Here is a 23,193-nt window from a genome sequence, read left to right on the forward strand (position 1 = left end):
GGCGTGTTGAACGCGTGTTGCCGACGTGCTTCGCGAGCTCGAAGAGCAACCTGTCGAAGCGACATTTCGCTGCTCTATCTATCTGTATTGCGCAGCGTGTTCGCAGCTCTTGCGGTTGCTGACCGTGTTGCCTCGCGTGGTTCGTCGCTGTGCTTCGCGCAGCGCCGCGTGAGCCGCGCTGTCTGCTTCAACAGCGCTCGCGAGGTGAAGCCCGATGTGATGTCGAGCGATGCATGCGGCCGCTCAGGTTGATCGGCCCATCGATCGAAGCGTTTGCTACGCGCACTGTGTCGCGCGCTTCGTGTGGTGCTGCTGACGACTCCTGCCTGACTTCGCTGCAGCCGATGAGCGGCGCGACTTCAGATCCCATCGCTTGCTTCGGTCCCACTCGCCGCTCACCGGCTTGACTTCACTTCTGCCGCATCTCTATAGATACGCGGATCGCTGCATGCGGGTCATCACCTACAACCCGTCAGCAAGCAGCGATCCTGCTGCTTGCCGCGTGCTTACTGGCAAGCCTCGCACTCTTCAAAGCCTGGGTCGCCCGGGCGCATCATGCAGACCGGACCATCCGCTTCGGGCGCTGCTTCGACCGCAACCGCGGGTGCTGCCGCGGCAGCCTGGATGCCGCCCACCGCGCCACCCGCTGCGCCGCCGCTCACGCCGAAGCCACCGGCTGCGCCGCCTGCGGCACCGCCCGAGCTGCCGCCTGAGCTCACCGCGTTCAACGCGCCGTGCGCGACCGTCGATTTCTCGACGTGCGTCGCCGCCATCGTGCGCAGGTAGTAGGTCGTCTTCAGACCGCGCACCCATGCGAGCTTGTAGATCTCGTCGAGCTTCTTACCCGATGCGCCGCCCATGTAGATGTTCAGCGACTGCGCCTGGTCGATCCACTTCTGACGACGCGAGGCCGCCTCGACCAGCCACACCGGATCGAGTTCGAACGCGGTCGCATAGATCGCGCGCAGGTCGGCCGGGATGCGGTCGATGCGCGAGAGCGTGCCGTCGAAGTACTTCAGGTCGGCGACCATCACCTCGTCCCACAGACCGCGCGCCTTCAGGTCACGCACCAGGTAGTCGTTGACCACCGTGAATTCGCCCGACAGGTTCGACTTCACGTACAGGTTCTGGAACGTCGGCTCGATGCAAGCCGACACGCCGATGATGTTCGAGATGGTCGCCGTCGGTGCGATTGCGACGCAGTTCGAGTTGCGCATGCCGTAGGTGGCGATGCGCGAACGCAGTTCGGTCCAGTCCATCGACTCGCTCGAATCGACTTCGACATAGCCGCCGCGCGCGTCGGCGAGCAGCTTCACCGAGTCTTGCGGCAGGATGCCGCGATCCCACAGCGAGCCGCGGTAGCTCGAGTAGCGGCCGCGCTCTTGCGCCAGTTCGGTCGACGCGTAGTAAGCGTAGTAGCACACCGCTTCCATCGACGTGTCGGCGAAAGCGACCGCCTCTTGCGACGCGTACGGCGTGCGCAGCAGGTGCAGGCAGTCCTGGAAGCCCATGATGCCGAGGCCGACCGGACGGTGCTTCAGATTCGAGTTACGCGCCTTGGCGACCGCGTAGTAGTTGATGTCGATCACGTTGTCGAGCATGCGCATCGCCACGCTGACGGTGCGCTTCAACTTGTCGTGGTCGAGCGCCCGCGTGCCGTCGGCCTGTTCCTTCAGGTGCGCGACGAGGTTCACCGAGCCCAGGTTGCAGACCGCGATTTCGGCGTCGCTGGTGTTCAGCGTGATTTCCGTGCACAGGTTAGACGAGTGGACGACGCCGACGTGCTGTTGCGGCGAGCGCACATTGCACGGGTCCTTGAACGTGATCCACGGATGACCGGTTTCGAACAGCATGCCCAGCATCTTGCGCCACAGTTGCGCCGCCGGAATCTTCTTGAACAGCTTGATCTCGCCGCGCGCAACCTTGTCTTCGTAAGACGTGTAAGCCGCTTCGAACTCGGCGCCGAACTTGTCGTGCAGGTCCGGGCACGTGGACGGCGAGAACAGCGTCCAGTCGCCGCCTTCCATCACGCGCTTCATGAACAGATCGGGAATCCAGTTCGCCGTGTTCATGTCGTGCGTGCGGCGACGGTCGTCGCCGGTGTTCTTGCGCAGCTCGAGGAATTCTTCGATGTCCAGGTGCCACGTTTCCAGGTACGCGCAGACCGCGCCCTTGCGCTTGCCGCCCTGGTTCACGGCGACCGCCGTGTCGTTGACGACCTTCAGGAACGGCACGACGCCTTGCGACTTGCCGTTGGTGCCCTTGATGTGCGAGCCGAGCGCGCGCACGCGCGTCCAGTCGTTGCCGAGGCCGCCGGCGAACTTCGACAGCAGCGCGTTTTCCTTCAGCGCTTCGTAGATGCCGTCGAGGTCGTCGTCGACCGTGGTCAGGTAGCACGACGACAGTTGCGAGCGGCGGGTGCCCGAGTTGAACAGCGTCGGTGTGGACGACATGAAGTCGAAGCTCGACAGCACGTTGTAGAACTCGATCGCGCGCGCTTCGCGGTCGATCTCGTTGAGCGACAGGCCCATCGCGACACGCATAAAGAATGCCTGCGGCATTTCGATGCGCACGTTGTCGTGATGCAGGAAGTAGCGGTCGTACAGCGTTTGCAGACCGAGGTAGCCGAATTGCAGGTCGCGGTTGTTGTCGAGCGCGGCGCCGAGGCGTTTCAGGTCGAACTGCAGCAGCTTGTCGTCGAGCAGCTCGGCTTGCACGCCGCGCTTGATGAACTGCGGGAAGTACTCGGCGTAGCGCTCGCCCATCCCGGCTTGCGTGACTTCTTCTTCGAGGATCTCGCGGCGGATCGTGTGCAGCAGGATGCGCGCGGTGACCTGGCTGTACGCGGGGTCCTTTTCGATCATCGTGCGCGCAGCCAGGATCGCCGAGTCGTAGACCTGGCTCATCGGCACGCCGTCGTACAGGTTCTTCACCGTTTCAGCGATGATCGGGTCGGCGCTCACGGCGTCGCCCAGGTTCGCGCAAGCGGATTCGATGATGCCGCGCAGAGCAGCGAGATCCAGCGGGCGCGTGACGCCGTTGTCGGTGACGTTCAGACCCGGCGCGCTGGCGGCGACCTGCTCGTCATGACCGCGCGCTTGCGTGCGCTTCTCGCGATACAGCACGTAAGCACGCGCGACGTTGTGCTCGCCGCCGCGCATCAGCGCGAGTTCGACCTGATCCTGAATGTCTTCGATATGGAACGTGCCGCCGTTCGGGCGGCTACGCACGAGCGCGCGCACCACGTTCTGCGTGAGTTGCTCGACCAGTTCGCGCACCCGCGCCGATGCCGCGCCCTGACCACCGTTGACGGCCAGGAATGCCTTCGTCACGGCGATGGCGATTTTCGACGGTTCGAACGACACCACGCTGCCGTTGCGACGGATCACCTTGTAGTCGGCGTAGGTCGTCTGCGGCGCGAGCGCTTGGGCGCCTTGTGCCTGGCCGAAGGCCTGGCCAGTCGGTGAGCCCTCGTACCGGGTCGTCACGTTGTCGGTGGTTTGCATGTGCAAAGCTCCTGGTCCTGGAAATGTTGCGGGAAAATCCGCGGATTAAATCGAACGCTGCGCTGGCGCGTGCGCAAGCGATGAGGTGCAGGAAAGGGACCGGCCGGCCCGGTTGGCGGGATGCAACTGCGATGAAGCCTGGTTCGAATTCGTAACGGTCTTCATCGTGCGTGTCGCGATCACTTGCTAGCCCCTTTCCTGAATGCTTCTGGATGCCGCCGGTGGTCCTACCGGCTGCGCCACAGGAATTTTTTTCGCTGCCTGGAATGCGTGCGGCGCCATGCTCGAAGAGCGGGGCGCCGCATAACTTATGCACTCAGTTATGCACAGGGTTATGCACACCAAACACAAGATATAGTGCGAAACTGAATTTGTGGCACCAAGTATAGTGGAGATTCAAGACAGATCAAATCGTTTTATTTGCCTTCAAAGTCTTGACATCCGGACCTGCCGGCGCACGGCCGACTCCCCGGAGAACAAGACGGCGCCTTGCTCTCCTCGCATCACGCGAACTCGCGGGAAGGGTCGTTACGGCGTTTCGGAAAACTTGAGATAGGGGAAATACCGATCCGCGAGGGACGTGTCGCGTTGCAGACGATGCCACTCGAAATGAGGCCCCGGATCGGTCTTGCGGCCGGGCGCGATGTCCGAGTGACCGGCGAGCGCTTCGACCGGATAGCGCGCCTTCAGCGCGTTCACCAGCGCCCCGAGCGTGCGGTATTGCGCCGCTTCGAAGGCAGTGGTGTCGCTGCCCTCCAGCTCGATGCCAATCGAAAAATCATTGCAGCGCTCGCGGCCGAAAAAATTCGACGGCCCCGCGTGCCACGCGCGCTCGTTGCACGACACGAACTGTTCGAGGCCGCCGTCGCGATGAATCACGAAATGCGCGGACACTCGCACGCCGCGCAGGTGCGAGTCGTAGTACGGGTGAGCATCGCAGTCCAGCGTGTTCTGGAACAGTTCGGCGATCGCCGTGCCGCCGAACTCGTTGGGCGGCAGGCTGATGTTGTGGACGACGATCAGCGTCGGCGCGGCCCCCACAGGGCGCGCTTCGAAATTCGGCGATGGCAGTTTGCGTGCGGCGGCGACCCAACCGTCTGCGTCGACGGTGAACTCGACGCTCATCGGGCATCGCGGCCCGTGGGCCGTGCGCCGTGGCGCTGCGCGTGCGCGGCGCTGCAGAACGGCTGGCCGGCAACCACCACCGAGTCGCTCTTCGGCGCATGCACGCCGCACTCGGCGCAACGGATCATCGGCTCCGGGAGTTGCGGGGCGTCGGAGGGACGCGCGCCGCCGTTTGCGCCTTTGGCGCCGGCGCCGCGCTGGGATGCTTGCGCGTCATGACGACGCAGCGCCTTCACCAGCCATTGACCGACGATGAACAGCAGGATCAGCAGAAATATTTGTCGCATAGGGACACGCTCACACTACGGCGCGGTGCAACAGCACCTCGAAAACAAAACGGCTGCCGACGTACGCCAGCAACAACGCGACGAACGACGCCAGCACCCAGCGCAATGCCGCGCGGCCGCGCCAGCCGGATACCTTGCGCGCGGTCAGCAGCGCGCCGAACATCACCCACGAAAGAATCGCGAAGACAGTCTTGTGATCGAGCCGCAACGCGCGGTCGACCAGTTGCTCGCTGAACAGGATGCCCGACACGAGCGTGAGCGTCAGCAAGATGAAACCTGCGCCGATCAGACGGAACAGCAGCTTCTCGAGTGTCAGCAGCGGCGGCAAGGTGTCGAGCCAGCTGACCAGCCAGCCGTTGGCCGCCGTGCTCGTATGCCGCTGCGCGATGCCGCCGCGCATCGCATGCAGCCGACGCTCGACGAGCAGCATCAGAATCGCGTGCAGCGCCGCGATCGCAAACAGACCATAGGCGATGTTGGCGATCAGGAAGTGCAGCTTGAACAGCGGCGCCGCCGAATACGGCAGCACGCGCACGCCGTTGAACGCGAGCGGCAACAGCGACGCGACGCACGCGAGCGGCAACACCAGCAGACGCAGGCCGTCGAGCGGAAAGAAGAAGCTCTCGATCCAGTAGATGCCGGCGCCGAGCCAGAACATCGCCGACAGCGCGAACGCAAAGCCGAACACCATCGCGTTCTGCGGAAAGATGGTGGTATGCAGCAGCACGCCGTGCGCGAGCAGCGCGACGAACAACAGCGCGCGGCCCGGCGTGCTCATGCCCGAGGCGGCCGACGCACTCGCGGCGGCGGGCATCGGCGGCACGCTCTCGAGCATGGGGCGCGCGGTGGCCTGCCGGTGCGAGCGCCAGCCGGCCACGGCGAGACCGCCGTAGAGGAGCGCGGTGAGGGCATACAGTACAATATCCATATTCGAAGTTTACACTAGGCCCCAACTCCGCGACGTCTTCCACGTCGCGCGCCGCCCGGGCCGCACTGTTCATCGCTCCCCATGCTCGACAATCTGACTCAACGGATGGCGCGCGTCGTCAAGACGCTGCGCGGCGAAGCCCGGCTCACCGAGGCGAACACCCAGGAAATGCTGCGCGAAGTCCGCCTCGCGCTGCTCGAAGCCGACGTGGCGCTGCCCGTCGTGCGCGAGTTCATCGCCAAGGTGAAGGAAAAGGCGCTCGGCGAGGAAGTCATCAGCAGCCTGTCGCCGGGTCAGGCGCTGGTCGGCGTGGTGCAGCGCGAGTTGACCGCGATCATCGGCGGCGACTACGAAGGCAAGGCGGTCGAGCTCAATCTCGCCGTCACGCCGCCGGCCGTCATCCTGATGGCGGGTCTGCAAGGCGCGGGCAAGACGACCACGGTCGGCAAGCTCGCGAAGCTGCTGCGCGAGAAATACAAGAAGAAGGTGCTGACCGTCTCGTGCGACATCTACCGCCCCGCTGCTATCGCGCAGTTGAAGACGGTGACCGAGCAGGTCGGCGCGGACTTCTTCCCGTCGGAACCGGACCAGAAGCCGGTCGATATCGCGCGCGCCGCAGTGGATTGGGCCAAGCGCCATTATCACGACGTGCTGCTGGTCGACACGGCAGGCCGTCTCGGTATCGACGAAGCGATGATGCAGGAAATCGCCGCGCTTCACCGTGAGCTGAAGCCGTCGGAAACGCTGTTCGTCGTCGATGCGATGCTCGGCCAGGACGCGGTGAACACGGCCAAGGCGTTCAGCGACGCGCTGCCGCTCACCGGCGTGGTCCTTACCAAGCTCGACGGCGACTCGCGCGGTGGCGCAGCACTGTCCGTGCGTCACGTGACGGGCAAGCCGATCAAGTTCGTCGGCGTCGCGGAAAAGCTCGACGGCCTCGAAGTGTTCTACCCGGATCGGATGGCGAACCGGATTCTCGGGATGGGCGACATTCTTGCGCTCGTCGAAGAAGCACAACGCGGCGTGGACGTCCAGGCCGCGCAGAAGCTCGCCGACAAGGTCAAGAAAGGCGGTGACTTCGACCTTAACGATTTCCGCGCGCAGCTCACGCAAATGAAGGGCATGGGTGGTCTGTCTTCGCTGATGGACAAGCTGCCCGCGCAGTTCCAGCAAGCCGCCGCCGGCGCCGACATGAGCCAGGCCGAAAAGCAGATGCGCCGCATGGAAGGCATCATCAATTCGATGACCCCGCTCGAGCGCGCGAAGCCCGATCTGATCAAGGCCACCCGCAAGCGCCGCATCGCCGCGGGCGCGGGCGTGCAGGTGCAGGAAGTCAACCGCATGCTGAACCAGTACGACCAGATGCGCACGATGATGAAGAAGCTCAAGGGCGGCAATCTGCAGAAGATGATGCGCGGCATGAAGGGCATGTTGCCCGGCATGCGCTAAGCTTGACCATAACGGCGGCCGCGCTTGCGCGCAGAAATCGCGGAACGCGCGGCTGACTTAGGGTTCGTGCGGGTTTATTCTGTACCGCAGGCCGCCGTTCTCACCCCCCACTATGTACACAGTTATCGCCCGTCAGACGTCATGAACCGCGAAGAAGCCCTCCACATTTTCAGCCACTCCGAAGAAATCGTTTCGGCCAGCGACGTCAACGCGTCGATCAGCGGCATGGCTGCCGCCATCCGCGACGAGATGAGCGAGGACTTCCCGCTCGTGCTGTCGGTGATGGGCGGCGCCGCGGTGTTTACCGGCATGCTGCTGCCGCACCTCGATTTCCCGCTCGAGTTCGACTACATCCATCTGACCCGCTACCGCAATACCACCAAGGGCGGCAACGAGATGCAATGGCGCGTCGCGCCGGCCGAGTCGGTGAAAGATCGCGTCGTGCTGGTGCTCGACGACATCCTCGACGAAGGCGAGACGATGGCCGCGATCCGCGACCGCATTCTCGCGATGGGCGCCAAGCGCTTCCTGAGCGCCGTGCTGTGCGAGAAGATCATTCCGAAGGCCAAGCCGCTGCGCCCGGATTACTGCGGCTTCGAAGTGCCGGACCGCTACGTGTTCGGTTGCGGCATGGACGCGAAGGGTTACTGGCGCAACCTGCCGACTATTCGGGCGTTGACGGAAGGCGCTTGAATTGCGCGTTCGGAGTTGCCGCGCTCACGCGGCGTACCGGTTGAGAAATCCGGCGTAGAAAGAGAGCGGCCCGCGTGGGCCGCTTTTTGTTGGCGCGATGCGAACAGGAACGCGAGAGCGTGCATCTCTCGCGCTGAAAACCGCCAGCCGCGCTCGGCCTCACAACTGATGCACGAAAGCCCGGACACCGCCCAGTATCATCTCGACCGAGATCGCCACCAGCACCAGCCCCATCAGCCGTTCAAAGGCCGTCATCGTGCGTTCGCCTAGCCACTTCTGAATGCGCTCGGCCAGCATCAGCACGATCGCGCAGACGAGCATCGTGACGGTCAGCGCGCCGATCCATTCGAACATCTTGCCGGGTGCCTGCGACGTCAGCAGCATCACCGTTGCCAGTGCCGACGGCCCGGCCAGTGCGGGAATCGCGAGCGGCACGATTAGCGGCTCGCCGCCGCGCGCGTCGCCGCCGAAGGGACCGTCCGGATGCGGGAACACCATTCTGAGCGCGATCAGAAACAGCACGATCCCACCGCCGATGCGCATCGACTGATCGCTCAGACTCATCATGCGCAGGAAGCCCTGCCCCAACACCATGAAAAGCAGCAGGATCGCGAATGCGATCGCCACCTCGCGCAGAATGACAACCGTGCGACGCTCGGGCGACACGCTGCGCAGGCAACTGATGAAGATCGGAATATTGCCGAGTGGATCGGTGATCAGAATCAGCAGGACGGTCGCAGACAGGAAGGTGTACTCCACTGTCCGCTCCGCTTAACCCGCCAACGCTGCGCGAATTTTACCGATGACCGTCTGCGCCGCTTCCTCGACCGGCAGCAGCGTCGCCTCTGCGTCGCGGCGGCCCTGGTATTCGAGCTTGCCTTCCTTCAGACCACGGTCGCCGATCACCAGACGATGCGGCACACCGATCAGCTCCCAGTCGGCGAACATCACGCCCGGGCGCTCGCCACGGTCGTCGAGGATCACGTCGATGCCCGCTTCGACCAGGGCCGCGTACAGCTTGTCGGCCTGCTCGCGCACGGCTTCGCTGCGGTCATAGCCCATCGGGCACAGCACGACTTCGAACGGCGCGATCGACTCGGGCCAGATGATGCCCTTCTCGTCGAAATTCTGTTCGATCGCGGCGCCGAGAATACGCGTGATGCCGATACCGTAGCAGCCCATTTCCATCGGCTGCGGCTTGCCGGTTTCGTCGAGGCAGTTCGCGTTCATCGCTTCCGAATACTTGCGGCCGAGCTGGAACACGTGGCCCACTTCGATGCCACGGCAGATGTCGATCTCACCCTTGCCGTCCGGCGACGGATCGCCCTTCTTCACGTTGCGAATGTCGGCGACGACCGGCTCCGGCAGATCGCGGCCCCAGTTCACGCCGGTGGTGTGGTAGTCCACCTCGTTCGAGCCGACCACGAAGTCGCTCATGTTCGCGACCGTGCTATCCGCGACGACCTTGACCGGCTTCTTCGTGTTGATCGGACCGAGGTAGCCCGGCGGCGTGCCGAAGGTCTCGATGATCTCGGCTTCGGTCGCCATGCGGAAGTCGGCCAGATCGGGCAGCTTGCTCGCCTTGATCTCGTTCAGATCGTGGTCGCCACGCAGCATCAACAGCCAGATGGTCGGCTCGGCGCCTTCGTTTTCCGTTGCCAGGACGATCGACTTGATCGTGCGTTCGAGCGGAATGTTCAGCAGTTCGGCGACGGCCTCGCACTTCGCCTTGCCGGGCGTGGCGATCTTCTTCATCTCTTCAGCCGGCGCCGCCCGTTGCGCGTAGAGCGGCAGCGCTTCGGCCGCTTCGACGTTCGCCGCGAAGTCCGAGGTCGGGCAGTAGGCGATCGCGTCTTCACCGGTGTCGGCGATCACGTGGAATTCGTGCGAGCCGCTGCCGCCGATCGAACCGTTGTCCGCCGCCACTGCGCGGAAGTCCAGACCGAGGCGCGTGAAAATCCGCACGTACGCTTCGTACATCTTGCGATACGACTCGCGCAGACCTTCGGCGTCCTTGTCGAACGAGTACGCGTCTTTCATGATGAACTCGCGGCCGCGCATCACGCCGAAACGCGGACGGATCTCGTCGCGGAACTTCGTCTGCACCTGATAGAAGTTCACCGGCAACTGGCGGTAGCTCTTGATCTGGTTGCGCGCGATGTCCGTGACCACTTCTTCGTGCGTCGGTCCGAGCACGAAGTCCGATTGCCTGCGGTCCTTGAAACGCAGCAACTCGGGGCCGTACTTTTCCCAGCGGCCCGATTCCTGCCACAACTCGGCCGGCTGCACCGACGGCATCAGCAACTCGATCGCGCCTGCCCGATTCATTTCTTCGCGCACGATGTTTTCCACCTTGCGGATCGAGCGCAGGCCGACCGGCAGGTAGTTGTAGATACCGCCGGCGACGCGGCGGATCATGCCGGCGCGCACCATGAGCTTGTGGCTGACGATCTCGGCGTCGGCGGGAGCTTCTTTCAGCGTGCCGATAAAGAAACGGGAAGCTTTCATTCAGATTATCCAAAAGCGGCGGCACCGGAGGGACCGCCCGAAAGGTGAAAACAGTGGGGAATCGACACAGATCCGGCGCAGAGCCGGCACGGTTTGCGTGACAACCGCCAGCGCTGCCCGCTCGCAGTCCCGAAGCCATAACGCAAAGCTTTTTGCACAACGGGCAAGGCACGGAAAGACTGACAGGCTACCGCAAACGCGGGCCTTTTGCGGCGAATCGCACCATTCTGGGTCGATTCGGTGCGTCGGGCCCGTTATCTGTTTATAATCAAAGCAATTTTAAAGGATTCGAAGGTGGTTGTATGCTGGATCGTGAAGGCTTTCGCCCGAACGTCGGCATCATCCTCTTGAACGCGCACAACGAGGTGTTTTGGGGCAAACGGCTCCGTGAACATTCCTGGCAGTTTCCGCAAGGGGGCATCAAGTACGGAGAGACCCCCGTGCAAGCGATGTATCGGGAGTTACACGAAGAAACCGGGTTGCTTCCTGAGCACGTCAAGGTGATCGGTCGCACGCGCGACTGGTTGCGTTACGAGGTGCCTGACAAGTTCATCAAGCGCGAAGTACGCGGTCATTACCGCGGCCAGAAACAAATCTGGTTCCTGCTTCGGATGGTAGGGCGCGACTGCGACATCTGCTTGCGCGCCACCGACCACCCTGAGTTCGATGCGTGGCGCTGGAACGAGTACTGGGTGCCGCTCGACTGTGTGATCGAGTTCAAGCGGGATGTGTATCAGTTGGCGCTGACGGAGTTGTCCCGTTTCATGCGCCGAGCTGCGCCGCGTGCGGAAAAACCTGGCGGGCACCATGTGCCGCGTTATCCACGGATAGCGTCGGCAATGGAAAGTCCACCGGATTCCACGGTAATGACGGTGACTTCCCTAACATCCGTCGGCATCGAAACATCGGTTCACGTCACGCTCGCGTCCGATTGCGGTCCGGGCGCCAGGTCAGCGGCCGAAGTGGGCGCTGGTCCGGAGCACGAAGACGAATCGGCTGGCGAAACCGCCGGCTCGGTGTTCCGCCCGGGCGTGCGCAATTAACAACTCTGTGCGGCTGTCCACGCCGCCTCTACTGGCGCGGCTCCTCGAGCCGCGCCAGTGTTTCGAGGAAACCATATTGAAAGCACTTGCACTCGTCGTGGCGTGCATCGCCACCGGCGCCCTGCTGGCTGGCTGTTCGAGCGCCGGCAAACCCACCAATAAGGACGACAGCGCGTTTGTCTACCTGCTGGACCGCAAGGGCAACTGGGTTGAAAACAAGGTGGATACCTTGCCACCGCTGCCGCAAGACTCGAGTCTGCTGCCTTTCGAAGTGTCGGGCAATACACCACTGCAGTTCGCGATCGATCGGAACTCGCTCAGCGTGGGCACCGACGGTGTGGTTCGCTACACCGTGGTCGTGACCAGCCCGAGCGGCGCTCGCAACGTGAATTACGAAGGGATCCGCTGCGACACCTATGAATGGCGTCTGTATGCTGGCTTGAACGCGGATCACGACGGCTGGGACAGGACGGTCGCGAACGAGTTCTCGCGCATCGAGAACGGCGCGCTGAATGCGTATCACGCGGCGCTCTATCAGGATTACATGTGCGCGAACAAGATACCCACAGGCAATGCCAAGCAGATTGTCGAGAACATCCGCTACAAGCGCACTGCGACTTCGTTGGTTCACTGAGACGCGTCTCGCTAGCGCGTGCTTCAAGTCTGGGCGCGTCGCGGATATGAAAAAGCCGTTCCAGCCATCGCTGGAACGGCTTTTTTCATAGGCCGCCCGCTCTTGCCCGCCGGAGAATCAGACCAGCACCAGGTTGTCGCGATGGATCAACTCGGGCTCCAGCATATAGCCGAGCACCGATTCGATGTCGCCGCTCGGCCGCCGCTGGATCAGCTTGGTTTCCGCGCTGCTGTAGTTTGTCAGGCCGCGCGCCACTTCACGCCCTGCGGCGCTCAGGCACGCGATCACCTCGCCGCGCGCAAACGCGCCCTGCACACCGACAATGCCGATGGGTAACAAGCTCTTGCCGCCGGCGGTCAGCTTTTCAACCGCGCCGTCGTCGATCACCACATGACCTCGCACCTGCAGGTGGTCGGCCATCCACTGCTTGCGCGCCGCCATCCGCGCGGTGCGCGCGATCAACTGCGTGCCGATCGCCTCACCCGAGGCCAGGCGCGACAGCACATCCGCTTCGCGCCCGCTCGCGATCACAGTATTGGCGCCGCTGTGAGCCGCGCGCTTCGCGGCGAGAATCTTGGTCAGCATGCCGCCGCGACCGAGGCTCGAACCCGCGCCGCCCGCCATCGCCTCGAGATCCGGCGCACCGGCATCGGCCTGCTGAACGAGCGTGGCGTTCGGATCCTTGCGCGGGTCGGCGGTGAAGAGACCTTGCTGATCGGTAAGGATGACGAGCGCATCGCCTTCAATAAGATTGGCGACCAGCGCGCCCAACGTGTCGTTGTCGCCGAACTTGATTTCGTCGGTGACGACCGTGTCGTTCTCGTTGATGATCGGCACCACGCCCAGACGCAGCAGCGTGAGCAACGTGGAGCGCGCGTTCAGATAGCGCTCGCGGTCGGCGAGGTCGGCGTGCGTCAGCAAAATCTGCGCGGTCTGAATGGCGTGCTCGGCAAAGCGGCTTTCGTACACCTGCGCCAAGCCCATTTGACCGACGGCCGCGGCCGCCTGCAATTCGTCGATTTCGCGTGGCCTTTTGGTCCAACCGAGCCGCTGCATTCCTTCGGCGATGGCGCCGGAACTGACCAGCACCACTTCCTTGCCTTGCGCGCGCAGGGCGGCGATCTGCGCGGCCCAACGGCCGATCGCAGCATGATCGAGGCCGCGCCCGTCATTCGTGACGAGGCTCGAACCGACTTTCACTACCAATCGCCGTGAATCTGCGATGACGGAACGCATTGTGCGCGGTCTCCCAAGATGACGCGTGATGCAAGCCGGCAGCCCGCCCAGGCGCGCCGGCGCTCGAGCTTTACTTTTCCTGCGGGTCGGCGCCGGAGCCGTCGGCCGCAGCCGGTGATTGCGGTTTCTCGCGGAAACGCACGTCGGCGGCGAGATCTTCGGCTTCAGCCGCGCGTTGCGCGTCCGAATGCGCGGCGATGTGGTCGAACACCGCATAGCAAAGATTCTCGCAACCCTGGCCGGTCAGCGCCGAGATTTCGAACACCGGGCCGTCCCAGCCGAAGCCTGCGAGGAAGGCCGAAACACGCGCTTCACGCTCGTCTTCGGGCACCATGTCGAGCTTGTTGAGCACGAGCCAACGCGGCTTTTCATACAGCAGCTCGTCGTACTTGCGTAATTCGTTGACGATCGCCTTGGCTTCGGCGACCGGATCGACCGCTTCGTCGAACGGTGCCAGGTCGACGATGTGCAGCAACAAGCCGGTACGTTGCAGGTGACGCAGGAACTGGTGACCGAGGCCAGCGCCTTCCGCCGCGCCTTCGATCAATCCGGGAATGTCGGCGATCACGAAGCTGCGACTCGGCCCGACGCGCACCACGCCGAGATTCGGCGCGAGCGTGGTGAACGGGTAGTCCGCGATCTTCGGCTTGGCGTTCGACACTGACGAGATGAACGTCGACTTGCCGGCGTTCGGCATGCCGAGCAGACCGACGTCAGCCAGCACCTTCAACTCGAGACGCACCATGCGGCGCTCGCCGGGCTTGCCGTCCGTCTTCTGGCGCGGCGCGCGGTTCGTGCTGGATTTGAAATGCAGATTGCCGAGACCGCCCGCACCGCCCTGCGCGATCTGCACGCTCTGGTTGTGCTCGGTCAGGTCGGCGATCAACTCGCCGGTTTCCATGTCGGTGATCGTGGTGCCGACCGGCATGCGCAGCGTGATGTCGTCGCCGCCCTTGCCGTAGCAGTCCGAGCCGCGGCCGTTTTCGCCGTTGCGCGCCAGATGCTTTTTCGCGTAGCGGTAGTCGATCAGCGTGTTGATGTTGCGGTCCGCGACCGCAATCACGCTGCCGCCCCGCCCGCCGTCGCCGCCATCAGGGCCGCCGAACGGAACGAATTTCTCGCGGCGCATCGACGCGCTGCCATCCCCTCCGTCGCCGGCGATGACTTCAATCCTCGCTTCGTCAATGAACTTCATGCGTAACTCCGTCCCGTGGTGTGCTGCCAGATGGTGCTGCCAGATTTGTTGCTATCGGATGCTGCTATTTTGCCGCGCCCGCCGCGCGTTGATCAATCGACCGAACGGCATAGCCGTACCGGCATCGACGATCGACTCCGCGACCCGGCGAAAGCGCCGCAATAAAAAAGGCCCCGCGAAGAACTTCGCGGGGCCTTTTCCGGTCCTGAAGCCCGTGCCAGTCTAAAACTCAGACTGCTGCCGGGACGACGTTGACCATGTGCTTCTTCGCTGCGCCTTTCGTCGAGAACTGGACGTGGCCGTCCGTCAGCGCGAACAAGGTGTGATCCTTGCCGATACCGACGTTGTCACCAGCGTGCATACGCGTGCCGCGTTGACGCACGATGATGCCACCAGCGTTGATAGCCTGGCCGCCATAAACCTTCACGCCGAGACGTTTCGATTCAGAGTCGCGGCCGTTGCGGGATGATCCGCCTGCCTTTTTGTGTGCCATTTGATTTGCTCCTTAACCGGTGCGCTTACGCGTTGATCGCGTCGATGCGCAGTTCGGTATAGTTCTGGCGGTGGCCGCCATGCTTCTGGTAGTGCTTCCGGCGACGCATCTTGAAGATGGTCACTTTTGCGTGACGGCCTTGCGACACGACGGTAGCCTTGACGGAAGCCCCACTGACCAGCGGCGTACCGAACTTAATCGATTCGCCTTCGCCCACTGCGAGAACCTGGTCGAGCGTGATTTCAGCGTCAATGTCTGCCGGTATCTGTTCTACTTTAAGTTTTTCGCCGACGGCAACTTTATACTGCTTGCCACCGGTTTTTATGACCGCGTACATTGAGAACCTCACTCTGTATTCATTTTTCCCACGCACCGCGCGCGGAAACCCGTGATTATACATAGAGTTAGCTGCTCGGTCAAAACTCATTGAGAGCCACCCTGCGCAGCGCCCGGCACCTTGTCGCAGCGCTGTCGCGCAAGGCCCGGCGGCTGCCCCGAATGCGCCGCGCCGCAGCCTGCGACCCGGAACGGCCGCGATTCGCCTTATAATTCGCGGCACTACCCAATTCAGCCATCATGTCGTCGACTGCCACCCCCTCCTCCAACGCCGCCAGCCTGCTCGCTCCGATCGCCGAAGACATGCAGCAGGTCAATCGCGTCATCCGGCACCGCCTTGCGTCCGACGTGATGCTGATCAACCAGATTTCCGAATACATCATCAGCGCCGGCGGCAAACGGCTGCGGCCCGCGCTGCTGCTGCTGGTGGCGGGCGCATTGGGCGAAACCACGGGGCACCGGCACGAGCTGGCTGCGGTCGTCGAATTCATCCACACCGCGACGCTGCTGCATGACGACGTGGTCGACGAATCCGATCTGCGGCGCGGCCGCCAGACCGCCAATGCGCTGTTCGGCAACGCCGCGAGCGTGCTGGTTGGCGATTTTCTCTACTCGCGCTCGTTCCAGATGATGGTCGGCGTGGGCAAGATGCGCGTGATGGAGATCCTGTCGGAGGCAACCAACGTCATCTCGGAAGGCGAAGTGCTGCAGTTGCTGAACATGCACGACGCGGATGTCGACGAAGCCCGCTACATGCAGGTGATCCGCTACAAGACCGCCAAGCTGTTCGAGGCGGCCGCGCAGCTCGGCGCGGTGCTGGCCGGCGCGGACGCGAAAACCGAGGCAGCCGCCGCGGAATTCGGCCGCCGCATCGGCACCGCGTTCCAGATCATGGACGACTGGCTCGACTACACGGGCACGGCCGAGTCGATGGGCAAGAACGCGGGCGACGATCTGCGCGAAGGCAAGCCCACGCTCCCGCTGATCTATCTGATCGAACGCGGCACGCCGGAGCAGTCGGCACTCGCGCGCGAAGCGATCGAGCACGGCGGCACAGACCGTTTCGACACGATTTTCGAGGCAATCACGCGCTCCGGCGCGCTGGATCACACGCTCGATTGCGCGAAGCAGGAAGCCCAGGCAGCAGCAACGGCAATTTCTTCATTTCCCAGTTCCATTTTCAAAGATAGCCTGCTAGAATTGTGTTCTTACTCGACGGCAAGACAGTCTTGAACGAGACTGAAACGCCGGATTAGTCTGAATCGAGTTCGCAGCACAAATCGGGGTGTAGCTTAGCCTGGTAGAGCGCTACGTTCGGGACGTAGAGGCCGGAGGTTCGAATCCTCTCACCCCGACCAGATTTCTCCTTGTCAATCAAGGACATCAAGCCCAGCCGACGCTGGGCTTTTTTGTTTCCGGCGGTTGTGCGTGAAATCTGCGTGAACCGCCCCGTCCCGCCCCGCCATCCGCCGGTATAACCCGCGCTCCCTATACGAGTTTTTCCACCACCGGAGAGACTCCCGCATGGCCAGCATCAACAACCGCAGCCGCTATTTCGTGCGCGTCAAGAAACCTGTCGACCTCAACCGCGACTTCCCCTTCAACCGGGTCAACGATGCCAAGGCGTACTATGCCCACCTGGTTGCGCAGAAGTACAAGCCGACGCTCGGCCAGTACGAAGACTGCTGGGAGGTCCGCATCCAGCAGAAGGGGCACGCAAATTTCAGCACCACCGCGCGCTCCCTCAAAGAAGCCAACAACATTGTCGATACCATCCGGCTGGAGCGTGAGCGAGGGCTCTTTCGCGACTACACCAAGGCCCATCAGGTCACGTTCGTCGACCTCATCCGGCGCTACATGGCCGAGGAAGGGCCAAAGCACAAGGGGTGGGAGAAGGTCGAAAAATACAAGTGCCTCGGGTGGCTCGAAGATGTGAAGGGCGGCCTGGCGAAACGCGACACGAAGCGCAAGGCGGAAGTTGCGGAGCACGGGTGCGCCACCACCGCGCGTGGCGCAATGCGCAAGGCGGCGACGGGTCTCGAATGGATGGAGAAGCCGTTCGCAAAGGTACAGACCACCGACATCGAGGACTACATGCGAGACCGACAGCAGGACGGCATTGCCGAGGCGACAGTGGACCGGGAGATTGACGTGCTGTCGGCCATCTGCAATGTCGCCATCAACGTCTGGAAATTCAGCGTCGACGAGAATCCGATGACGGGCGTGCGCCGTCCGCGCTATTTCAACGAGCGCGACCGACGTCTGAAGGCGGGCGAGGAGAAGCGGCTGCTTGCGTCCGCCCGCGAGGAGGACCGGCTCCGTTCCGTTGAGTTGCGGGTCGAGACGCTGATGCTGGCTGCGCGCGACCAGGGCGCGCGCCTGCCCACCGTTTACCAGAAGAAGAAATACATCAAGACCTCGCTCGCGGCCTGCCGCCTGCAGGCCGAGCAGGATTACGTCCACGTCCCGCTCTATGAGGCGTTCGTCACGTTCCAGCTCATGACTGGCGCACGGCGGGGCGAATCGCTCAACTTGCCGTGGGAATACGTGGATTTCGAGGAGCGCACCGCGTACCTCGAGGAGACCAAGAATGGCCGCCCGCGCAAGCTCCCATTGCGCGAGGACCTTATCGCCATCCTCGCGACGCTGCCGCGTGACGACGTCCGCGTCTTTCCACTGGGCACCGACGCGCTATCGGACGCGTGGAGTAGCATCACCGCACGCGCCGGGCTGGCCGACCTGCACATCCACGACCTTCGGCACGAAGCAATTTCGCGCGTGGCCGAGACTGGCCGGTTCTCGCTGGTGGACCTGCAGGCATTCTCCGGGCACCGCGACACGCGCATGCTGCTCCGGTATGCGCACCTGTGCACGAAACAGCTCGCACGCCGGCTTGACGAGGCATTCGACGCACAGGCTTTCAAGGACCATCCAGAGCGCGGCTACAGAGGCCGTCGGCGCCTGACGGGAACAGGGCTGACGCTCGCCCAGGTGCTGGATGATGCGGATGGCTCGCAACCCGCTGCACCGGCGCTGGCGCCGCCCGGCGCTCCCATGCTCGACGAATTGCGACCGCTTGAGAATCCATTGCTCTGAAAGCATCGCGCGGCCTCGCCGCGCGCCAATCACAATATCCGAAGCTAGACGACCCCACCCGTTTATATTCTGTTCGCCGGGCGCCGAGAAGGAGGCTGAGTGCCACCGGACCGGCGCCCCACAGCGGCAAGGAGTTCTCCAGATGGTCACGCGCGCTCTTGGCGTTTCTTTCGCGGATGATAGCTTCACCGTCCAGCTATCCGACGGGCGGTCACTCACGGTGCCCCTGAACGACTTTCCCAAACTCGCAACCGCCACACCGGCACAGCGGCAACGCTTTCGCATCGGCCCGTCCGGCCTGGGGCTGCATTGGCCTGCGCTGGATGAGGACATCAGCGTTGCAGCGCTCATCCGTGGGGTCGGCGACCTGACATCAAAGTCGCGCCGATAGCCAACACGCCGGGTACGACTTGCCCGTGAACGTTCGGCGCGCATCGGAGCCCCCGCGCTGCATGCGATGCGAGCACCTCGGGCTGCTCGCGACAGCGTCAAATGAAGCGGCTGACGGCATCAGGACGGTCGGGGCCGAGACTCCCGACGGCCTGTGCCTATACGGAGATGCAGACGCGCAATCATTGGAGGCCCCATGCGTGTTCGTCAACTCATACAGGCACTTGCTACTGTTCCCGCCGACCTGCCCGTCATCAATGCGTCGGGCGAAACGCCCGTTCATCAGGCTTGAGACTCAATGGCGCATCTTCACGCTCACCCGCATCTACCAGGAGTGCGTCGAGCATCACGACCACGCGGCGTCGGCACGCGCCCGCGTCGAAGTGCTCAAAGCGCTAGGTCACCCAATCGTCAGCGTCGCCCCCACGCCGGTCCTGGTACTGGCCTGATACCACCCTGATTCTCGCCCGCCATCGGCGGGCATGATTCTGGGTCGTCCACCCGTCGGCCACAGCCCACTGACATGGGAACCGGCTAAGGTAAGTCGAAACAATTCCCCTGCTGCCGCCTCGCCCAACCCCTGCCCTTTGCTGGTCCTCACCGCTACGGAACTCACTCGCGTGCCACGCTGTAGCAACCGCGCCACGCCCAAATTGCTCCAATTATTTATACGCGCACGTTTTATACAATTAATCCCAGCATGGTTATTTGACTGCCAATAAGACATGAAAAAATATTTTTTCCCGGTTTTCCCATTTATTTTCCAATGAAAATCAGGTTTTACCTGATTCTATACACGTTTTATACGTTGACCACCCGGGAAACGGGCCCATAAAATGCGCCCATCAATTCAATGGGAGCAGAAAATGAATGCGCTGGTATTCGGTCGGGCCCGGGTGGACGCCGACTATTTTCATGGGGCGGTGACGGGCGGAGGCGCCCACGGCCCGGGCATCTGCCAGCGGGTCACCGGCATTGCGCCGGACGGCAGGTTGACGCTCGGCTATCTGCCATTTCATGAAGGCCGGAGCCAGTCCCGGCGCAGCGGGTCCGTGTCGTATGAGCTAAGCGGCGATGGCCTCTACCGGGCGTATGGCTACGCGCAGAACAGCCGCCGCGAGGGGCCGGAAGTCTACTTCGAGCTCGCGGGCGAAACGCTGATGCAGCTGACTCGTGCCGCGCTGGACCTACGGTTGCGCACCCTGCATCCCGAGGAATATGCCCTGATGGAGCAAACGCGGGAACGCATCCAGCGACACGCCGAGGGGGAGGGCCTGCCCGAGTTGGGCGGCTCACCGAAACAAATCCAATGGGCGCTCGCAATACGAGATGCCTTTTCCCGAAATCATCCGGGCCACCCTTTGCTCAGACGGGCGACCACCGCGAAATACTGGATTGAAAGACGGCACAGTCTCCGGACGCACCAGACGACCATAAATTAATCTGACCTGGCAATTAATCGATGAAAGAGACCAGTGCGTTGAACGTCTCATCTATTTTTCTCATGCACAAATAATCCTTAAGGAAACCAGCCATGCAACAATTCCGCTTGAAAGATTTTGTGAACAGCGACGGCCGGCGGATGCTCGACGACGCGGGTCGCCAGGGCATCGACGGCGTGACCGGACTCGGGTCGTCGACCGAAGTGCGCTGCGGGCTCGTATTGCAGGCACTCGTCGAGCATGCACCCTATCTCGCCGATTTTCAGCTCGACGACATCGCGAACTGGGTCAACCAGATTCGTGGCGGCGTGCCGTGCGAGAAAAAACACGCACGGCCCATCAGCGGCTAGCTGCCCTCTCCGCCCAGCACAAGGACGCTGCGTTCAAGCTCACGACGGCAATCCGGCGGGCGGTCGCTCGGCCTCGTGCCTCGCCGCGAGGTCGAGCAAGGTCATCGCCGGCGTGCCGTAGATGGGCAAGCGCGTCATGATGGGAAGCGTCGACTGCGGCGCAAGCGGCTCCGAGTTCGGATGGAATTTGCGCCACAGCTTGCGCGATTCCCATTCGAGCCTCGCAACCTGAGCCCGAACGCCGGCAAACATTGGCATCGCGCGCAACGTCTCGAGATGCGCGACGAGCGCCGCGCGGTCGTGCTTCCTGCTGCGCTCCACCAGCATCGCCTCATGCGCACGGTAGGCGTCCTGCCCCAGGCGCCACGACCATGTTTCGTCCGTCGCGACCTCTCCGCCCTGGTGATAGCGTTTCTGCATGCGGAACAGTTCGTACGAACGCCACCGCAAGTGCTGTCCGCGTGCGCGCAAGTCCTGCACCGCACCGGGCATGGACGCCGCCCGGTCGAGCAGACCATGACGGCCACGCGTCGACATCAGCACCCAGCGCACGTGCCCGTCCTCGGGCAGCGCGACGAGATGCACCGACGCCTCCCCCCGCTGCTTGTAGTACACGCGCTGATGCGGAGCGCGCGAAACGTGAAAATGCGTGTCCAGCTTTACAGCCAGCCGGCGCAGGTGCCTCGGCAGCACCTCGTCGGCCGTCCAGGCCGTGTGGCCGGACTGCGCGTGCAGCATGAGGAGCTGCATCGCTGCCGTGTGACCTCTCGGGATTCGGATTCTCGCCAGCCTCTCCAGCTCGGACATCAGTTGCTCCAGGAGTTGTATTCACCTGTATAGCAACTGCCGTCGATGCGATGAGGTGGGCGTCTCACCGTACGAATGAACTGGGAGTCGAGAGCCAGGAGGAGGGATGCAAGCGCCGCCTTTCTCGTCGGCGCGCCAGAAGACGTTGCGTGCACCGGCATCGGGGGACATCAGATTCACCCCTCGCAGGGGCGCAAAGGGACGTTGCGGTACGTCACCCGCCATCCCTGGTCATTCCGGAAGGCGCGGCAGGAGACCGGCCCGGCCCCTCGCGCCCGATGGTATCGGTCGCCGCAAGCAGCCGCCACCAACCAGTTCGGGCTATGCTGGAGGCCGATTCTTCAATGCTGAATGGGGGCGTCATGCACACGGAGGACCGCTTGCCGACGTCAGAGCTCCTCGCTCGCTGGCGCGCGCTGCAGAACGGTGATATTGCAATCGAGACAGACTGGTACGAGCTCAACGAGCGCGGCGACATCGTGGTCACTCCGCCTCCAACAAATCGGCATCAGGCGATTGCCGGCGACATTGCATCCCAGTTGTCGCGGCAGTTGGGATTGCTGGCAGTTCCTGCGGTGCCGGTACTCACGTCAGGTGGCATTCTCGTTCCGGATGTTGGCTGGATGCCGATGGAGCGCTGGGAAACGGCGCTGAGGAGCGACCCGCTGCCGTTCGCACCGGCCATCTGTGTTGAGGTGCTGTCGCCGTGCAATCACCACCTCGAGATGTCCCGGAAAATCCGCGCCTACCTCGATTGCGGCTCGAGCGAGGTCATCATCATCGGGATGCAGGGTGAGATTCGTTTCTGGGGACGGGACGGAGAGTCCTCGGCCTCAAGCTTTCCCCTGTCGTTGAAGGTGCACCCATCGCTTCTGTCCGCGCGTTGAAAGGCACGGTGCACCGAAGCGCCTTCATAACCGAAAGCATCTGTCAGGGTTTGGCGCCGGGGCTGGGCCGCTTCGCTACGTCCCCGACCCCGACGCCGCCAGACGCGGCTTCGCTGAACGAATGCGTTCACCGGCTGGCACCCTTGAGTCCCAGCGCCGACAAACGCGCTTCCGGCGTCGGATGCTGCGGGTCAGGCGTCAGATGCGAGAGCGCCGAATCGGCGCCAGCCTTGGCGTCAAACCCGGCTCTGGCCGCAAGCGCAAAGCCAAACTGGTCAGCTTCGAGCTCCTCCTGCCGGAATAGCGCCCATTCCTCCCTTGCGTAGCGGGTCACCTGCGTCCAGCGCGTGACGGCTCCGCCGGCGTCGGCTATCAATGCCGCGTAGCGCTGCGGCAGATGCCCGAGCGCCACATGCCCCATCTCGTGCGCGTAAACAAAGGCGAGCTCGTTGTCGTTGCTGTCGTCCACGAACTCCTTGGCCACCAGGATGCGGTTGCCCATCAGCGCCATCACGGGCCAGCCGAGCTTCGGGTACGAAAAAACGAGGACGTGCCACGGACCATTGCCCAACGCGGCGGACAGTCGGTTCGCGATGTGCCCCGCGCGTTCGACAGCCAGGTCACCCGGAGCAATCGCGAGCTTCGACAGCGCGCGCCAGGTGTCGTCGCAGTACTGGCCCGCGATAAAGGCGGCATCGCTCACGTTGCCGCTGACATCCGCCGTGGCCGGCATGCTCAGCAAGCCCGCCCCGCCCCGGGGGCCCCCCAGGTAATATTTAACGAAGGCG

General features: G+C 63.2%; 23 protein-coding genes and 1 tRNA gene. 12 read left to right on the plus strand and 12 right to left on the minus strand.

Annotated features, from left to right (window positions below; translation table 11 throughout):
* Window positions 1-506 precede the first annotated feature (506 nt).
* The 4 genes from PQR02_RS10880 to PQR02_RS10895 form a co-directional block, all read right to left on the minus strand.
* On the minus strand, window positions 507-3,506 hold the full coding sequence (locus PQR02_RS10880; RefSeq protein WP_408229598.1) for a ribonucleoside-diphosphate reductase subunit alpha: 3,000 nt from the start codon (window positions 3,504-3,506) through the stop codon (window positions 507-509).
* Window positions 3,507-4,034: 528 nt separating this feature from the next.
* Window positions 4,035-4,631, minus strand: coding sequence for a 1,6-anhydro-N-acetylmuramyl-L-alanine amidase AmpD (ampD, locus tag PQR02_RS10885; protein WP_408229601.1), 597 nt, complete (start codon window positions 4,629-4,631; stop codon window positions 4,035-4,037).
* A complete protein-coding gene (locus PQR02_RS10890; protein ID WP_408229604.1) occupies window positions 4,628-4,918 on the minus strand; it encodes a PP0621 family protein in 291 nt (96 codons plus the stop codon). Before PQR02_RS10890 ends, ampD begins: the two co-directional genes overlap by 4 nt.
* Window positions 4,919-4,928: 10 nt before the next feature.
* On the minus strand, window positions 4,929-5,846 hold the full coding sequence (locus PQR02_RS10895; RefSeq protein WP_408229607.1) for a cytochrome C assembly family protein: 918 nt from the start codon (window positions 5,844-5,846) through the stop codon (window positions 4,929-4,931).
* An 81-nt stretch (window positions 5,847-5,927) separates the two neighbouring features.
* Between PQR02_RS10895 and ffh the strand changes: the two genes are divergently transcribed.
* Window positions 5,928-7,295, plus strand: a complete 1,368-nt coding sequence (gene ffh, locus PQR02_RS10900) for a signal recognition particle protein (RefSeq protein WP_408229610.1) — start codon at window positions 5,928-5,930, stop codon at window positions 7,293-7,295.
* 141 nt (window positions 7,296-7,436) lie between these two features.
* Window positions 7,437-7,988, plus strand: coding sequence for a hypoxanthine-guanine phosphoribosyltransferase (locus PQR02_RS10905; protein WP_042320806.1), 552 nt, complete (start codon window positions 7,437-7,439; stop codon window positions 7,986-7,988).
* 159 nt (window positions 7,989-8,147) lie between these two features.
* Here the strand turns inward: PQR02_RS10905 and PQR02_RS10910 are convergent, their stop codons facing one another.
* On the minus strand, window positions 8,148-8,747 hold the full coding sequence (locus PQR02_RS10910; RefSeq protein WP_408229613.1) for a MarC family protein: 600 nt from the start codon (window positions 8,745-8,747) through the stop codon (window positions 8,148-8,150).
* A 12-nt stretch (window positions 8,748-8,759) separates the two neighbouring features.
* Window positions 8,760-10,496, minus strand: a complete 1,737-nt coding sequence (locus tag PQR02_RS10915; RefSeq protein ID WP_408229616.1) for a proline--tRNA ligase — start codon at window positions 10,494-10,496, stop codon at window positions 8,760-8,762.
* Window positions 10,497-10,798: 302 nt separating this feature from the next.
* Here PQR02_RS10915 and PQR02_RS10920 point away from each other — a divergent pair, with 302 nt between their 5' ends.
* Together PQR02_RS10920 and PQR02_RS10925 are read left to right on the plus strand one after the other, a co-directional pair.
* The gene (locus tag PQR02_RS10920) at window positions 10,799-11,539 is read left to right on the plus strand and encodes an RNA pyrophosphohydrolase (RefSeq protein ID WP_408229665.1); all 741 of its coding nucleotides are present in this window, start codon (window positions 10,799-10,801) and stop codon (window positions 11,537-11,539) included.
* A 76-nt stretch (window positions 11,540-11,615) separates the two neighbouring features.
* Window positions 11,616-12,173 (plus strand): CNP1-like family protein, encoded by a 558-nt coding sequence (locus PQR02_RS10925; RefSeq protein WP_408229619.1) that lies wholly within the window; start codon window positions 11,616-11,618, stop codon window positions 12,171-12,173.
* A gap of 117 nt (window positions 12,174-12,290) precedes the next feature.
* Here PQR02_RS10925 and proB read toward each other — a convergent pair whose 3' ends face one another.
* The 4 genes from proB to rplU all read right to left on the minus strand — a co-directional run bounded on the left by proB (window position 12,291) and on the right by rplU (window position 15,434).
* Window positions 12,291-13,409 (minus strand): glutamate 5-kinase, encoded by a 1,119-nt coding sequence (proB, locus tag PQR02_RS10930; protein WP_408229621.1) that lies wholly within the window; start codon window positions 13,407-13,409, stop codon window positions 12,291-12,293.
* 70 nt (window positions 13,410-13,479) lie between these two features.
* Window positions 13,480-14,604, minus strand: coding sequence for an Obg family GTPase CgtA (gene cgtA / locus PQR02_RS10935; protein ID WP_408229624.1), 1,125 nt, complete (start codon window positions 14,602-14,604; stop codon window positions 13,480-13,482).
* 229 nt (window positions 14,605-14,833) lie between these two features.
* The gene (rpmA, locus tag PQR02_RS10940; RefSeq protein ID WP_149673435.1) at window positions 14,834-15,097 is read right to left on the minus strand and encodes a 50S ribosomal protein L27; all 264 of its coding nucleotides are present in this window, start codon (window positions 15,095-15,097) and stop codon (window positions 14,834-14,836) included.
* A gap of 25 nt (window positions 15,098-15,122) precedes the next feature.
* Window positions 15,123-15,434, minus strand: coding sequence for a 50S ribosomal protein L21 (gene rplU / locus PQR02_RS10945; protein ID WP_007180329.1), 312 nt, complete (start codon window positions 15,432-15,434; stop codon window positions 15,123-15,125).
* Between the two features lie 239 nt (window positions 15,435-15,673).
* Here rplU and PQR02_RS10950 point away from each other — a divergent pair, with 239 nt between their 5' ends.
* The 7 genes from PQR02_RS10950 to PQR02_RS10980 all read left to right on the plus strand — a co-directional run bounded on the left by PQR02_RS10950 (window position 15,674) and on the right by PQR02_RS10980 (window position 20,711).
* Window positions 15,674-16,666: a polyprenyl synthetase family protein gene (locus tag PQR02_RS10950; RefSeq protein ID WP_408229628.1), complete on the plus strand. Its 993-nt coding sequence runs from the start codon at window positions 15,674-15,676 to the stop codon at window positions 16,664-16,666.
* 48 nt (window positions 16,667-16,714) lie between these two features.
* A tRNA-Pro gene (locus PQR02_RS10955) sits at window positions 16,715-16,791 on the plus strand.
* A gap of 166 nt (window positions 16,792-16,957) precedes the next feature.
* A complete protein-coding gene (locus tag PQR02_RS10960) occupies window positions 16,958-18,529 on the plus strand; it encodes a tyrosine-type recombinase/integrase (protein WP_408229631.1) in 1,572 nt (523 codons plus the stop codon).
* 142 nt (window positions 18,530-18,671) lie between these two features.
* Window positions 18,672-18,920 (plus strand): DUF2442 domain-containing protein, encoded by a 249-nt coding sequence (locus PQR02_RS10965; RefSeq protein ID WP_408229634.1) that lies wholly within the window; start codon window positions 18,672-18,674, stop codon window positions 18,918-18,920.
* A 199-nt stretch (window positions 18,921-19,119) separates the two neighbouring features.
* Window positions 19,120-19,368 (plus strand): hypothetical protein, encoded by a 249-nt coding sequence (locus tag PQR02_RS10970; protein ID WP_408229637.1) that lies wholly within the window; start codon window positions 19,120-19,122, stop codon window positions 19,366-19,368.
* A gap of 417 nt (window positions 19,369-19,785) precedes the next feature.
* Entirely contained in the window at window positions 19,786-20,361 is a 576-nt protein-coding gene (locus tag PQR02_RS10975) for a hypothetical protein (protein ID WP_408229639.1), read from the plus strand.
* A 92-nt stretch (window positions 20,362-20,453) separates the two neighbouring features.
* Window positions 20,454-20,711: a hypothetical protein gene (locus PQR02_RS10980; RefSeq protein WP_408229641.1), complete on the plus strand. Its 258-nt coding sequence runs from the start codon at window positions 20,454-20,456 to the stop codon at window positions 20,709-20,711.
* A 39-nt stretch (window positions 20,712-20,750) separates the two neighbouring features.
* Here the strand turns inward: PQR02_RS10980 and PQR02_RS10985 are convergent, their stop codons facing one another.
* Entirely contained in the window at window positions 20,751-21,449 is a 699-nt protein-coding gene (locus tag PQR02_RS10985; RefSeq protein ID WP_408229644.1) for a hypothetical protein, read from the minus strand.
* A gap of 392 nt (window positions 21,450-21,841) precedes the next feature.
* Here PQR02_RS10985 and PQR02_RS10990 point away from each other — a divergent pair, with 392 nt between their 5' ends.
* Window positions 21,842-22,405, plus strand: a complete 564-nt coding sequence (locus tag PQR02_RS10990) for a Uma2 family endonuclease (RefSeq protein ID WP_408229647.1) — start codon at window positions 21,842-21,844, stop codon at window positions 22,403-22,405.
* A gap of 127 nt (window positions 22,406-22,532) precedes the next feature.
* On the opposite strand, the gene PQR02_RS10995 is transcribed toward PQR02_RS10990, so the two are convergent.
* A complete protein-coding gene (locus tag PQR02_RS10995) occupies window positions 22,533-23,138 on the minus strand; it encodes a M48 family metalloprotease (RefSeq protein ID WP_408229668.1) in 606 nt (201 codons plus the stop codon).
* Between the last annotated feature and the right edge of the window lie 55 nt (window positions 23,139-23,193).

This window comes from Paraburkholderia sediminicola (assembly GCF_046026895.1).
Lineage (GTDB): Bacteria > Pseudomonadota > Gammaproteobacteria > Burkholderiales > Burkholderiaceae > Paraburkholderia > Paraburkholderia sediminicola_C.